Genomic DNA, 13,000 nt, shown 5'->3' on the forward strand with positions numbered 1-13,000 from the left:
TCATTTGCCCTTTTGGCGAGGATCGAGCAGATCGCGGATGCCATCGCCCAGCAGGTTGAAACCGATGGCGGTGACCAGGATCGCCAGGCCCGGGAAGGTCGAGTACCACCACTGGTCGAGGATGAAGTTGCGGCCGCTGGCGACCATCACGCCCCATTCCGCGGTGGGCGGCTGGGCACCCAGGCCGATGAAGCCCAGCGCCGAGGCCATGAGGATGGCGTTGCCGATGTCCAGGCTGAATTGCACCAGCAGCGGCGGCAGGGCGTTGCGCGCCACGTGCCAGTGCACCAGGTGCCACTTGCCGGCGCCAAAGGTGCGCGCCGCCTGGACGTAGGCCAGCTGGCGGATGCTCAGGGTCTGGCCGCGCGCCAGGCGCACATAGAAGGGGATGCGCACCAGGGTGATGGCCAGCATGGCGTTGAACAGGCTCGGCCCGAGGGCGGCGGCCAGGGCCATGATCAGCACCAGCGAAGGCACCGAGAGGATGATGTCCATCAGGCGCATCATTAGGCGATCGAAGGCGCCGCCGACGATGCCCGACAGGCAACCGAGCAGCCCGCCGATGGCGCAGGCGGCAAAGGCCACGAAGAGGCCGACGCCCACCGACTGGCGGCTGCCGTAGATCACCCGGCTGAGCAGGTCGCGACCCACTTCGTCAGTGCCGAACCAGTGCAGGGCACTGGGTGGCTGCAGGCGGGCGGTGAGTTTCAGCGCGTTGGGCTGATAGGGCGCGAGCCAGGGCGCGGCGACCATGCACAGCAGCACCAGCAGGGTGATCGCCAGCCCCGTGAGCATCAGCGGATTGCGGCGGATGCGCCAGGCCAGCCAGGCGGTCTGCTCGCGCCAGCCGGGGCGCGAGGCGGTCAGGGTCGTCATGCTAGTTCACCTTGCCGATGCGGGGATCGACCAGCCGGTAGAGCAGGTCGATGAAGCGGTTGAGCAGGACGTAGATGAAGGACACCACGATGGCAAAGCCCATGACCGCCGGGAAATCCAGCGCCTGGATCGACTTGACCACGTAGGCGCCCATGCCCGGCCAGGCGAATACGGTCTCGGTGAGCACCGCGCCATAGAGCAGGTCGCCCAGGGCCAGGCCGATTACCGTGATGGAGGGAATCAGGGCATTGGGCAGCGCGTGGCGCAGCACCACGGTGGTCTGCGACAGGCCATAGGCGCGGGCGGTACGGATATAGTCCTCGCCCAGCTGCTCGAGCATGGCGCCACGGATCTGCCGGGTGATGACGCCCAGGTTGACGAAGGCCAGGGTCACCGCCGGCAGCAGCAGGTGCCTGGCCGCGCTGACGAAGCCGGTGAGATCGCCCGCCAGCAGGGTGTCGATCAGATAGAAGCCAGTCACCGTGGGCGGTGGCGTCAGCCCCTGGTCCAGGCGCCCGCCGCCGGGCAGCCAGCCGAGGTGCCCATAGAACAGCACGATCAGCCCCAGGCCCAGCCAGAAGGCCGGGGTGGAGATGCCGGCCACCGCCAGGGTACGGCTGATGTGATCGATCCAGCGGTTGTTGTAGACCGCCGAGAGCACGCCCAGCGGCACGCCGATCAGGATCGACAGCAGCAGCGCGGCCAGGGCCAGCTCCAGGGTGGCCGGAAAGAACAGCTGCAGGTCTTCCAGCACCGGCCGATGGGTGCGGATCGACTGGCCCAGATCGCCCTGCAGCAGGTCCCCCATGTAGCGGAAGTATTGCTGGTAGAGCGGCAGGTCCAGACCCAGCTGCTGACGGATACCGGCGACGATTTCGTCACTGGCCCGCTCGCCGGCGATCAGCCGCGCCGGATCGCCCGGGATCAGGTGGGAGATGACGAAGGTGATCAGGGACACCCCGATCACCACGATGAGGATATCGGTCAGCTGCTTGCGCAGCAGATGGAAGAAGGCCATGGCATACCTCGCGGGGCAGGTGCCGGAACGCGCCGGCACCCATCGCCCTTACTTGGACATCGCAGCGAAATCGAAGACCTGCTCGAGCATGGGGTTGAACACGTACCCCTTGACCGCGGCGCGCATCGGCACCGTGTAGGCCTTCTGGTAGAGGTAGGCGTAGGCGGCGTCGCCCACCACGATCTTCTGGGCGTCCTGGTACAGCGCCTTGCGCTGGGCCACGTCGCTGACGCTGGCGGCGTCGCGCAGCAGCTGGTCCACCTTGGGATTGCTGTAGAAGGCGCGGTTGCCCGCCAGCCCCGCATTGGTGCTGTCGAACCAGAAGTTCATGAACATGTAGGGATCGGCGAAGTCCGGACTCCAGTTGCCGATGGCGACGTCGAAATCGCCCTTGCCCAGGCGTTCGCGGAAGGTGGCGTTGGCCAGCTTCTCCATCTTCAAGTTGACGCCGAGGGTGCTCAGGCCGGCTTGCAGGGTCAGGCCGATGGGCTCCCAGGCCGGATCCTTGTCCGAGTAGAGGAATTGCAGCTCCCGCACCTTGGGCGCCTTGCCCAGGGCGGCCTGGGCCGCTTCCAGGTCCTGCCTGGGCATTGGCAGACTCGGGTCATGCCCCCACATGCCGTCCGGGATCGGGCCGTTCATGAGCTTGGCCTTGCCCATGGCGATGCCTTCGACGATGCCCTGGTAGTCGAGGGAATCGACCACCGCCTTGCGCGCATTCACATCGTTCATGGGCGCGCGCCTGTTGTTGAGGTAGAGGTAGGTCACCCGCAGCGAGGGGTAGGCGGTGGTGACGAAACCGGACTTCTGCGCCAGGGCCTTGACCTGGTCTTCGGGCAGGTCCTCGATGATGTCCAGATCGCCCTGTTCCAGTTGCAGGCGGCGTACCGAAGGCTCGGCGATGATGCGGATCACCACCTGCTTGAGCGTGGGTACCTTGCCGGCGTAATGCGGGTTGGGCTCCAGGGTCAGCGACTGGCCCTTCTGCCAGGCCGCCAGGCGATAGGCGCCGGAGCCGGCGGTATGGCCGGCCAGCCAGGCGTCCACGTCCTTGCCGTGGGTGCTGGCCACCTTGGGGTTGATCACGCTGGCGCCGTCGTGGGCCAGGGCGAAGAGGAAGGGCGCGAAGGGCTTCTGCAGGGTGAATCTGATCGTCTGCGGATCCACCACGGTCACCGTCATGTCCGCCGGGAAGATGCTGGACGGGCCCTGCTTGAGCTTCATCAGGCGCTCGACCGAGAACTTGACCGCCTCGGCGGTGACCTCGCTGCCATCGTCGAATTTGTTGCCTGGCTTGAGGGTGAAGGTCCACACCAGGTTGTCGGGGGAGACGGCCCAGCCGCTGGCCAGGTCGCCCTCGACGTCGGTGCTGCCCTTGCCGTCTTCCACCTTGTAGCGCATCAGGCGCTGGTAGGCCGGATAGGTCACGGTCCAGTCGTTGTTGTCGAAGGTCACACCCGGGTCGACGGTCTGCAGATCCGCAGGCTTGCCGATGACCAGGGTGTCGGTCGCGGTGGCGGCACTGGCCGGTTGCCAGGCGCCGAGGCCCAGCAGGGAAACCAGGGCGAGCACGCGGGACGCCGATGAAACGCAGGTGCGCGAAGACGAGAACATGCCGGTACCTCGGATTGTTTGGGTTTATGGGTGTTTCGGCAGTGGGCAAGGTGGTCGAGCGAAGGGCTCGCGGCGCCGGATTCGAATGACCCGGTCACCGGCAGGATCAGTTCAGCAGGGCGGCGAGTTCCTCCGGGCTGAGATGGTGGTAGTCGATCAGCGCATAACGGCGGGCGTCGGGCAGTTCGAAGTGCCACCACTCGCTGGGGATGAAGGTGAAGCCGGCGCTCTGCATGATGCCCAGCAGGAGCAGGCGGTTGCGCTGGGCGGCGGCGGGCAGCGCCGGATTGAACAGGTGCGACAGCTCGCGCATGTCGTCGAAGCCGGTACCCATGTCCAGCGGCTCGCCGGCCTCGTCGAGCAGGGTCACGTCCACGGCCACGCCGCGGCTGTGGTGCGAACCCTGCGCCGGATCGCTCACGTACTGGGCATCGGGCAGCACCCGCCACAGCAGTTGCTGGGCATAGGGCGGGCGGTAGGCATCCAGCACCTGCAGACGCAGACCGGCCTGTTGCGCCAGCGCGCTGGCGCGGTGCAGGCGGGCGGCGGCATCCCGGTGCAGCAGGCAGTGGGCGTCCTGGTAGAGCACCTTGCCGGCCAGGTTGTCGGCGGTCGCATAGACCAGGTGAATGTCCACGCCGTAGTGGTGGGCGTCGATCTCGACGAGTTCTGGATGGTTCACGGTACGGGGTGCTTCCTTGGGGTGAAGAAGAGGGCCAGGGCTCATTCGAATTGCCCGAAGCGCTGCTGCAGGGCGCGGTTGCTGGCCAGCCGTTGTTCCAGGGCATCACCCGAGTGATCCGCCACCGCTGACACCAGCAGGTTGAGCAGGCAGGCCAGCGGGGCCAGGGAATCCCAGAACTGGTCGACATCCAGGCGCAGCTGCAGCAGGTCGGCGGGGTAATCCCGGGCCCAGGGGCAGTGGTAGTCGGTGATCAGCGCCATGGGCAGCTGAGCATCACGTGCGGCTTCGCAGAGCTTGCGGGTCACGCTGGAATAGGCGCGGAAGTCGGCCACCACCAGGTAGGGACGGGCGAAGCCGCTGTTGAAGATGTCGGCGTAGGTGCCCGACAGGCCATCGACGTAGAAGGCCTTGGGACGGATGTATTCCAGCAGGCTGTGGAAACTGCCGAGCACCCCGCGGGTGGTCTGGATGCCGGCGATGAAGACGGCGTCCGCGCCGGTCAGCTGCTGGACCACCTGTTCGAACACCGGGCCGCGGGCCAACTGGTAGACGTCCTCAATGGCGGCGAGCTCGGCGGCCAGGGAACGGTCCAGCGCATCGCTGCGTCCGCTCTGCTGGCGAAAGGCACTGAAGCGGTCGGTGATGCGCCAGGCTTCCAGGCCTTCGTCTCTCAGGCTCTGCTTGACGTCGTCGAGGTTGCGATAGCCCAGCGAGCGCAGCAGCCGACCCACGGAGATACCGGTGGTGTTGGTGCGCTGGGCGATGCTGTCGGCGGTCTCGAAGGGCAACTTCTCCGGATTGGCCAACAGGTAGCCGGCGACGCGTTTGCCAGTGGGGGTGAGGTCGGCGAAGGCGCCTTCGAGGGCTTGGAAGAAAAGTGGCTTGGTCACACCAGATGGCCTGCTATGTTATCGAGCTGTCATTAAGCGCTCCATTGTTCGAAAGCTAACATTGGTTTTCCAGGCGTCGCAAGCGGCGACACGCCGGTTGTCACCGAAGTGTCGCAAAGCGGTGTTGGGGGTCGTTAGGAGATAAGCCAGTAGCGGCTCAACGGCTCGGGAGGAGGGTGGCGGCGTCCCGAGCGAGACGCCGCGGCACAGCCGGAGGTCAACCCAGCGGCGACTCCATGTGCGAGGTGCGCTCGACGGCGCCGTAGCGATCGCCGACCGCATGGGCACGTTCCAGCAGGATCTTTAGCTCGGCCAGGTCCTGGGCGATGCGGGTGCCAGGGTCGCGGCGCAACAGTCGGGCGAACAGATGGCCGAGGCGACCGGCTGGCGGCTCGTAGGCCATGACCGCCGTCACCTCGGTGCCACCGGGCACGTCGGCGAAGCTGACCCAGCCCAGGTTGTTCAGGCCGGCGTAACCGCACGAGCGCCAGCCGATCAACTGGCCGGGGATGTCGTCGGTGACTTCGGCGTCCCATTCGAAACGCCCCATGGGTGCCTTGACCACCCAGTGGGAGTAGCGGTCGTTGAGCACGTCCACGCGCTCGATATGGCGCATGAAGATCGGCAGGTTGGAGAAGTCGCGCCAGAAGCGATAGAGCTCATCGCGGGGGCGGGCGATGACGACCCGGCGGGTCTGGGAGGCCGCCGAATGCCAGGCCAGCGAACGGCGGACGTCGCGTTCGAAACGCACCTTGGTCAGGGTACTCTTGATCGAGCAGTGTCCGCGCAAGCCACGTTTCAGCAGCCAGGCGCCGGTGGCGCCGGTCAGCAGGCCGAGCAGACCGCCACGCGCCAGGCCGCGGCTGATCAGCAGACCACCGCCGGCCACGGAGGCCAGGCGTTCGACGCCCTTGATGGCAGCGGCGTCGCGAGGCGGAGGAGCGAGAGGGGGAGTGGGGGCATCTAGGTGCATGGCAGATTCTCCTTTAGCTGTGGAAAAGACCTGCCCAGAGCCCCCGCCGTTCCCTAGCCGGTCAGGCCCAGTACCCGGAAGACGAAGGCGTATTCCAGGGCCACGTCGCGCAAGGCCTGGTAACGCCCGCTCATGCCGCCGTGGCCGGCGCCGAATTCGGTCTTGAGCAGGAGCAGGGGCGCCTGATCGGTCCGCCGCTCGCGCAACCGCGCCACCCACTTGGCGGCTTCCCAGTACTGCACCCGGGTGTCGTGATAGCCCGCCACCGCCAGGATGGCCGGATAGGCCTGGGCCTTCACGTTTTCATAGGGCGCGTACCCGGCGATGCGTACGCGCACTTCCGGCTCGTTCGGATCGCCCCATTCGTCGTACTCGGTCACGGTCAGTGGCAGATCCGGCTTGAGCATGGTGTTGAGCACATCGACGAAGGGCACCTCGGCGATGGCGGCGGCATAGAGTTCGGGCCGCTGGTTGACGACCGCGCCGATCAGCAGGCCCCCGGCGCTGCCACCGCTGATGACCACCTGTTGCGGGGTCGTCAGGCCCTGTCCCAGCAGATGCTCGGTACAGGCGATGAAGTCGTCGAAGGTGTTCTGCTTGTGTTCCAGCTTGCCGCTGCGATACCAGGCTTCACCCAGTTCGCCGCCGCCGCGGACATGGGCGATGGCGAAGCGCACGCCGCGATCCAGCAGGCTCAGCCGGGCGTGGGAGAACCAGGGATCGAGGCTGTGGCCATAGGCGCCGTAGCCGTAGAGATAGAGCGGCGTGCTCTGCGGCAGGTCGCGACGACCGACCAGGCTGATGGGGATGCGGGTGCCATCGGCGGCGGTGGCCCATAGGCGGCGGCTCTCGTAGGCGTCGGCATCGAACGGACCCTCCACCGGGACCTGCTTGAGCACCCGCTGGGTGCCGCTGGCCAGGTCCAGTTCGCGGATCTCGGCGGGGCGATTGAGCGCCTCGTAGCGCAGGCGCATGACCGGACTGGCGAATTCCAGCACGTCCATGGCATCCAGGCTGTAGACCTCGTCCGGCAGGTCGACACGATAGGGCGCCTGGCCGTAGGGGCGGACCTCCAGAGTCGGCAGTCCGGCGGTACGCAGGCTGAGCACCAGGGCGTGGGCGCCAAGGCTGGCATCCTCCAGCATCACCTCGGGGTCGTGGGGCACCAGCAGTTGCCAGTGCGCGCGGGTGGGACTGCTCTCGGCGGCCTGGTAGAGGGCGAAGTTGATGCCGTCCTGGTTGCTGCGGATGTACCAGCCATCGACGCCATGATCGGGAAAGTACTCGTGACCTTCCTCGCGTGGCGCCAGGCAGACGAAGGCCTCGTCCGGCCGGTCCGCGTCCAGCACCCAGGCTTCGCTGGTGGTCTTGCTGTGGGACAGCAACAGCAGCTTGCGCTCTGAGCTCGAACGATAGCAGCCGAGAAAGAAGCGCCCATCGGTCTCGTGAAAAACCAGTTGCGGCTCGCCATCGCCCAGGTGATAGCGATAGAGCTTGTGCGGACGATGGGATTCGTCGCGCTCGCCAAAGAACAGGGTACGGCTGTCGTTGGCCCAGGTCAGGCTGCCGTCGCATTCCTCGAAGGGCAGTTCGGTCACCATGCCGGTGGCCAGCTCCTTCACATAAAGCCGGTAGGTCTCATCGCCCACCTGATCGAGGCTGTAGGCAAGGCGGGTCTGGTCCGGGCTGATGGTGAAGCGGCCGACGGAGAGAAAGCCGCCGTCGGCGATGGCGTTGCCGTCGAACAGCAATTCCTCGGTCGCGGGATCGGGCGTCAGGTCGCCATTGGCCGGGCGGCGGCAGCGATAGTTGCGGCCGTATTCGTCACCGGCCTGGGTACGCTGATAGTAGAGATAGTCGCCACGGGGGACGGGCAGGGACAGGTCCGTCTCGCGAATGCGCGCGCGGATCTCCTCGAACAGCTGCTCCCGCAGGGCGGCCTCGGGTGCCAGCTGGGCTTCCAGGTAGGCGTTCTCGGCCTCCAGGTGCGCCAGCACCTCGGGGGCGTCACGGTTTTCCAGCCAGACGTAGGGATCGTCGCCAGGGGCGCGGCGGGCAATGGGGGCTTGGGTCATGCGGGCTCCTTGGGCGCCGCGCAAAGACACGCGGGCGGGGCAAAACCGCTATCATAGGCTTCTCCTTTCCGCTATCGCCATGGATCGCAATGACCGAGCAAGAGTACCTGATCGCCTGGGCCGTCTACGCCATCGCCGCGCTGCTGTTGTTGGTGGTGTCTTTCAAGGCCACCGGCTGGCTCTGGCGCTGGCTGCGCGAACCCATCCGGCTGGTGGTGGCCGTGCTGCTGGTGACGCCGGCCCTGGTGGACGCCGAGCATGGCCTCTATGCCCCGGCCATCGCCGTGACGGTGCTGGACCTGGTGTTCAAGGTGGGCAACAGTGCTTGGTCGGCGGTGGCCAACCTGGCGGCTGCCGGCACCATCGGCGTGGTGCTCTACCTGATCTTCGTCCTCTGTCGCTGGCTGTACCGCCGCTCCCATCCGCGTCCCGCGCCGGTCGTCGCCGAAGGGCCGACGGATGATCCGCAACCGGAATCGCCGATGACCCCACGGACCCCGGCAACCCCAGTCGAGCGCCGCGAACCCCGGGGTCGCAGCGAGCGCGTCGAACCCCGTCTGTAATCCAGGCTTGCGCCCAGGACGTGACCCCTTCAGCATGATTGCGAAGGGCAGCGGCTGCAGCCGCCGTTGAACCAGGCAGCCACCCCGGAGGGACGGACATGTGCGAATTGCTGGGCATGAGTGCCAACGTGCCCACGGATCTGGTCTTCAGTCTCCAGGGCCTCATGCAGCGGGGCGGTCGTACCGGTCCGCATCGGGACGGCTGGGGCGTGGCCTTCTACGAGGGCAGGGGCCTGCACCTGTTCAAGGATGCCCTGCCAGGCGCCGATTCCGAGGTGGCCAAGCTGGTCCAGGGCTACCCGATCAAGAGCCACACGGTGATCGGCCATATCCGTCACGCCAACGTCGGGTCGGTCAATCTGGCCAATACCCACCCCTTCGTACGGGAACTGGGCGGCCGCTACTGGAGCTTTGCCCATAACGGCCAGTTGCAGGATTTCCATCCCGAGCCGCGTTTCTACCGGCCGGTGGGCGATACCGATAGCGAGACGGCCTTTTGCAGCCTGCTGGACCAGGTCCGCGAGCGCTTTCCCGAACCCGTCCCGGTGGAGATGCTGTTGCCGCAGCTGGTGAATGCCTGCGACGGCTTTCGCAAGAAGGGCGTCTTCAATTGCCTGCTCAGCGACGGCGACTGGCTGTTCAGCTTCTGCACCACCAAGCTGGCCCATATCACCCGCCGCGCCCCCTTCGGTCCGGCCCAGTTGCGTGATGCGGAAGTCCATATCGATTTCAAGGCCGAGACCACGCCCAATGACGTCGTCACCATCATCGCCACCGAGCCGCTGACCTCCGACGAGGTCTGGACCCTGCACCAGCCCGGGGAATGGCATCTCTGGTGGGATGGCGAGATCGTCTCCCAGGGCCGCGTCTAGACAGGAAGCCACTACACGATGCTGCGCAGTTATATTCGTCTGCTGTTGTTCACCCTGGCCTTGCTGGTAGGGGTGCAGATCCCCGGCTTCATGCTCGACTACGAGCAGCGCGTGGATGCCCATCGCCTCGAATCCGATCAGGCCCTGAGCGGCTTCAGACGGACCGCGCAGCAGTACTTCGAAGGCAATCTCGACGGCTTGCTGGCGCATTACCGGGCCAGCGAGGATCCGGTCTTTCGCAGCGACGCCGACAGCCTCGGCGTACTGCTGCGCCGTAATGCGCTGTTCAACGAAGAGTGGCAGGCGCTGCAGGGTCCCTGGTACCAGCGGGCCTGGCACATCCTGGTACGGCCCAACAGCGAACTGCGCGACGAGACCCTGCAGCAGTATCGCTATCAGGTAGTGCTTACCCCCGAAGCCATCGGCTGGGGGATAGGGCTGGGCTTGGCCCTGGCGATAACGGTGGAAACCCTCGCGCTCTGGCTTTCAATCCTGCTCTATCCGCGGCGTCCGGCCCGGCGGGTTTCCTAGCCTTCAAAAAAAATTTCACGTTTTCAGGCGTTTAGCTGAAAAAAGGGCTTGACGCTAAAGTCCCGCGCTGTAGAATGCGCACCCACAGCAGGCACGTAGCTCAGTTGGTTAGAGCACCACCTTGACATGGTGGGGGTCGTTGGTTCGAATCCAATCGTGCCTACCAAACAAAACCCGCACTGCTGGCGGGTAAGAAAAAAGGCGATCCGAAAGGGTCGCCTTTTTTCGTTTGGGGTTTTATTGGGGGTGGCAGCGGTGAGGGCTTCAGATGGGTCCCGGCGACATACTGCTCGGCCCTGGCCTTTGCCTCGGCGAAGGCGAGGCGCTAGGCGTCTCGCTGCCGGGCGGTCATCGGCCAGGTGAGTGCAACGAACGCCATCCCGCCACCCACCAGTAGCAGCGCTGCACTCAGGCTCCAGTGCTGCGCGACGAAGCCGATCGCGGCCGGACCGATGAGAATGCCGGCATACCCGATGGTGGTGATCGCTGCAATGGCATGGCTTGCAGGCATCCGGGTCTGCCGTCCGGCGGCACTGAAGAGCACGGGGACGATGTTGGAAGCCCCGAGGCCAACCAGCAGAAAGCCTGCGAAGGCAAAGGGCTGGGTGGGTGCCAGGACCGCCATCAGGAAGCCTGCCGCGGCAAGCAGGCCGCCGCCTACGACCACTTTCAGGCCGCCCAACGTCTTAACGATCCAGTCGCCGGTCAGGCGGCCAATGGTCATCGCCAAGGCAAATACCGTGTAACCGAAGCCGGCCTGCGCCCGGTCGACGCCATGCGTATCGATCAGGAACAGGGCGCTCCAGTCCAAGATCGCGCCTTCGCCGAGAAAGATCAGAAAACAGAGCAAGCCGATGAAGGCGACGATCCCGCGCGGCAGCGTAAACAACGGGGTATGTCCGGCGTCATGATTGCCGTAGGGCAGCAGACCCTTGATCGAGGCCGCGAGTAGCACGATCAGCAGCGCGCTGAACACCAGGGTCGCCACCAGCGGTTGGATTCCAGCCCCCAGCAGAACGCTCATGCCGCCGGCGCCGACGATCCCGCCGACACTGAACAGGCCGTGGAAGCCGGACATCATGTTGCGACCACTGTCCTTCTCGACCATCACAGCCTGAATGTTGATCGCGACGTCTAGCGCGCCAACGCTTGCCCCGAACAAGGCCAGGGCTATGGCCATGCCGAAGATCGAATCGGCGACGGCAAGCAGCGGCAGCACCAGGGCAAGTGCCACCGAGCTGGTCGCGATCACCGCGCGGCATCCGAAGCGGCTGGCGAGAATGCCGACGATGGGCATCGCGACAATGGATCCCAGGCCCAGGCAAAGCAGGAGAAGGCCAAGCGTCGAATTATCGGCGCCGATCCTCGCCTTGGCGACGGGCACCAGGGGTGCCCAGGCGGCCATGGCAGAACCCGCAATGAGGAAGCCAGCGCGGGTCGCCCATTGCTCGATCGCTCCCGAAGGCTCTTGGGCGGCGAGTTGCACATGTTGCATTGGAGAGGCTCCGGAGAAAAATGACGGTAGGGGTGATCACACCTCACACCAGTGTTAGCTGATCATGCATGATTAAGCAAGAATACGCACAATCGTGCATATCACGGCTGTATCTGCGGCGCGCGAAGGCCGTGCCTGATCCGGGTGGGTTAGAGACTGGCTGGCATCGAGGTATCTCGGCAGGACCGGGTAGCTCTGCCTGCGGGGAGGGGGTGGAAGCCTGTGCGAATCCGTGGGCGGGCGGAGTCTCAGCATGGCGACAGGCTCAGGTGCAGTCGCACGCCGACGGCCTCTCCTGCAGCGGCAATCCATGTCCGGCACCTTGAAGTTCATGCGTCAGCGGCTGTGGACAGGTCTCGCCGAGGCCCGTGCGGGAGGGGTAGGGTTTGGGTCAGCTGGACCAGGTAACAACATCCGCATCGGTGGCGGGTAATGGAAAGGGGCGATCCGAGAGACCGCCCCTTTCGTGTTTGCCTGCTCCGCGCTGGGATCGAGGCGGACTTGCTGGGTGTCGGGTCGTTTAACAGGGCGACCCTGCGATCGCCCTGTTGCCCCTGCCAAACCATCAGCTGCTCGGGGTAACGGTTTCGGTGAAGGAGCCTGCCGGCTGCAGCCCATGCTTGTTCGCCGTGAAGTCCAGGGCCGTCGAGGCGTAGCGCACACCATCCTGAACCTGCTTGAGCGTCAGGTTGGCCTCATAGAACTTGTCGCTGGCCAATTGCTTGGCCGCCTGGTCGACGTCCGTCATGGTCTGCTTGAGCGGTGCCAGGGCGATGGCCGTGTCGATATCCACATCGGCCAGGCGCAGGGTGTCTGCAGCACCCTTGGCGTCGCCATGCTTGAGTTTGTTATTGGCATCGGCCACCGCCTTAACTTTTTGCGGGCTGGCCATGTAACTGTCCTGTACTACGGTATCGCCCCAGATGGGTAGCCAGGACGTTATGGTAGTGCTGGTATCGGCCTTGCCTTGATTATCCTTGACCTGCAATTCGCTCGCGGCTTTTTTCAGCGCGGTATTGTCCGATTGCGCAAGTTTGAGTGCCTGCTGGGCGTCCTTGACATGGGAAACCGCCTGCTTCGTTTGCCCCTGGAAGAGTTCCAGGCGTGCGGCGGAGATGTCGGTAAAGGCCCGTTGTCCCTGGGTGGACAGGGCCTGGAAGCTACCCAGTTCGTTTGCCGAGGGGGCTTGGTTCGCGGCGATGGCCGCAGATGAGCAGGCGGCTACGATGGCGACGACAAGCATGCTCTTTGCCAGTTTATTCTTGACGTTCATTTGCTGCCTCCAGCGGATATGCAATTGAAATAAGGCTATCGCTCAGGTACCAGAACCAGGTTCTGCAGTGCCTGGAATCGATACTCCGCCGTATCGCTTAACACTGGATTAATAGGTGCGGGGCTTTTCTTGAAT

12 protein-coding genes and 1 tRNA gene are annotated in these 13,000 nt (G+C 65.2%); 4 read left to right on the top strand and 9 right to left on the bottom strand.

Translation table 11 applies throughout. The features are described 5' to 3' along the window. From ddpC to QKY98_RS14165, 7 genes are all read right to left on the bottom strand, one after another. Entirely contained in the window at positions 1–876 is an 876-nt protein-coding gene (gene ddpC / locus QKY98_RS14135; protein ID WP_027602706.1) for a D,D-dipeptide ABC transporter permease, read from the bottom strand. Position 877: 1 nt separating this feature from the next. Continuing rightward, positions 878–1,894, bottom strand: coding sequence for an ABC transporter permease (locus tag QKY98_RS14140; protein WP_068385385.1), 1,017 nt, complete (start codon positions 1,892–1,894; stop codon positions 878–880). 48 nt (positions 1,895–1,942) lie between these two features. Next, entirely contained in the window at positions 1,943–3,508 is a 1,566-nt protein-coding gene (locus QKY98_RS14145; RefSeq protein WP_284671094.1) for an ABC transporter substrate-binding protein, read from the bottom strand. A gap of 106 nt (positions 3,509–3,614) precedes the next feature. Continuing rightward, positions 3,615–4,190, bottom strand: coding sequence for a D-alanyl-D-alanine dipeptidase (gene ddpX, locus QKY98_RS14150; RefSeq protein WP_074584397.1), 576 nt, complete (start codon positions 4,188–4,190; stop codon positions 3,615–3,617). 41 nt (positions 4,191–4,231) lie between these two features. After that, complete coding sequence (locus tag QKY98_RS14155) at positions 4,232–5,083, bottom strand: MurR/RpiR family transcriptional regulator (protein WP_284671095.1); 852 nt, start codon at positions 5,081–5,083, stop codon at positions 4,232–4,234. A gap of 217 nt (positions 5,084–5,300) precedes the next feature. Then, complete coding sequence (locus tag QKY98_RS14160; protein WP_044342419.1) at positions 5,301–6,056, bottom strand: SRPBCC family protein; 756 nt, start codon at positions 6,054–6,056, stop codon at positions 5,301–5,303. 53 nt (positions 6,057–6,109) lie between these two features. Further along, on the bottom strand, positions 6,110–8,131 hold the full coding sequence (locus QKY98_RS14165) for a S9 family peptidase (RefSeq protein WP_284671096.1): 2,022 nt from the start codon (positions 8,129–8,131) through the stop codon (positions 6,110–6,112). 89 nt (positions 8,132–8,220) lie between these two features. Here QKY98_RS14165 and QKY98_RS14170 point away from each other — a divergent pair, with 89 nt between their 5' ends. The 4 genes from QKY98_RS14170 to QKY98_RS14185 all read left to right on the top strand — a co-directional run bounded on the left by QKY98_RS14170 (position 8,221) and on the right by QKY98_RS14185 (position 10,263). Further along, positions 8,221–8,694 (top strand): hypothetical protein, encoded by a 474-nt coding sequence (locus QKY98_RS14170; RefSeq protein WP_027602713.1) that lies wholly within the window; start codon positions 8,221–8,223, stop codon positions 8,692–8,694. 98 nt (positions 8,695–8,792) lie between these two features. Further along, positions 8,793–9,566, top strand: a complete 774-nt coding sequence (locus tag QKY98_RS14175; protein WP_027596905.1) for a class II glutamine amidotransferase — start codon at positions 8,793–8,795, stop codon at positions 9,564–9,566. An 18-nt stretch (positions 9,567–9,584) separates the two neighbouring features. Beyond that, the gene (locus QKY98_RS14180) at positions 9,585–10,097 is read left to right on the top strand and encodes a DUF2937 family protein (protein ID WP_027596904.1); all 513 of its coding nucleotides are present in this window, start codon (positions 9,585–9,587) and stop codon (positions 10,095–10,097) included. 89 nt (positions 10,098–10,186) lie between these two features. Further along, positions 10,187–10,263 (top strand) — tRNA-Val (locus QKY98_RS14185). Positions 10,264–10,422: 159 nt separating this feature from the next. Here QKY98_RS14185 and QKY98_RS14190 read toward each other — a convergent pair. Beyond that, positions 10,423–11,592, bottom strand: a complete 1,170-nt coding sequence (locus QKY98_RS14190; protein ID WP_284671097.1) for an MFS transporter — start codon at positions 11,590–11,592, stop codon at positions 10,423–10,425. Between the two features lie 565 nt (positions 11,593–12,157). Beyond that, entirely contained in the window at positions 12,158–12,865 is a 708-nt protein-coding gene (locus QKY98_RS14195) for a YfdX family protein (protein ID WP_284671098.1), read from the bottom strand. Positions 12,866–13,000: the final 135 nt, after the last annotated feature.

Source organism: Pseudomonas sp. HR1, from assembly GCF_030175875.1.
Taxonomy (GTDB): Bacteria; Pseudomonadota; Gammaproteobacteria; order Pseudomonadales; family Pseudomonadaceae; genus Chryseomonas; species Chryseomonas oryzihabitans.

Coding starts and splice junctions, on each gene's coding strand:
- QKY98_RS14140 (WP_068385385.1), bottom strand. CDS start 1,894: ATGGCCTTCTTCCATCTGCTGCGCAAGCAGCTGACCGATATCCTCATC.
- QKY98_RS14170 (WP_027602713.1), top strand. CDS start 8,221: ATGACCGAGCAAGAGTACCTGATCGCCTGGGCCGTCTACGCCATCGCC.
- QKY98_RS14190 (WP_284671097.1), bottom strand. CDS start 11,592: ATGCAACATGTGCAACTCGCCGCCCAAGAGCCTTCGGGAGCGATCGAG.
- QKY98_RS14180 (WP_027596904.1), top strand. CDS start 9,585: ATGCTGCGCAGTTATATTCGTCTGCTGTTGTTCACCCTGGCCTTGCTG.
- ddpC (WP_027602706.1), bottom strand. CDS start 876: ATGACGACCCTGACCGCCTCGCGCCCCGGCTGGCGCGAGCAGACCGCC.
- QKY98_RS14175 (WP_027596905.1), top strand. CDS start 8,793: ATGTGCGAATTGCTGGGCATGAGTGCCAACGTGCCCACGGATCTGGTC.
- QKY98_RS14195 (WP_284671098.1), bottom strand. CDS start 12,865: ATGAACGTCAAGAATAAACTGGCAAAGAGCATGCTTGTCGTCGCCATC.
- QKY98_RS14160 (WP_044342419.1), bottom strand. CDS start 6,056: ATGCACCTAGATGCCCCCACTCCCCCTCTCGCTCCTCCGCCTCGCGAC.
- QKY98_RS14165 (WP_284671096.1), bottom strand. CDS start 8,131: ATGACCCAAGCCCCCATTGCCCGCCGCGCCCCTGGCGACGATCCCTAC.
- QKY98_RS14145 (WP_284671094.1), bottom strand. CDS start 3,508: ATGTTCTCGTCTTCGCGCACCTGCGTTTCATCGGCGTCCCGCGTGCTC.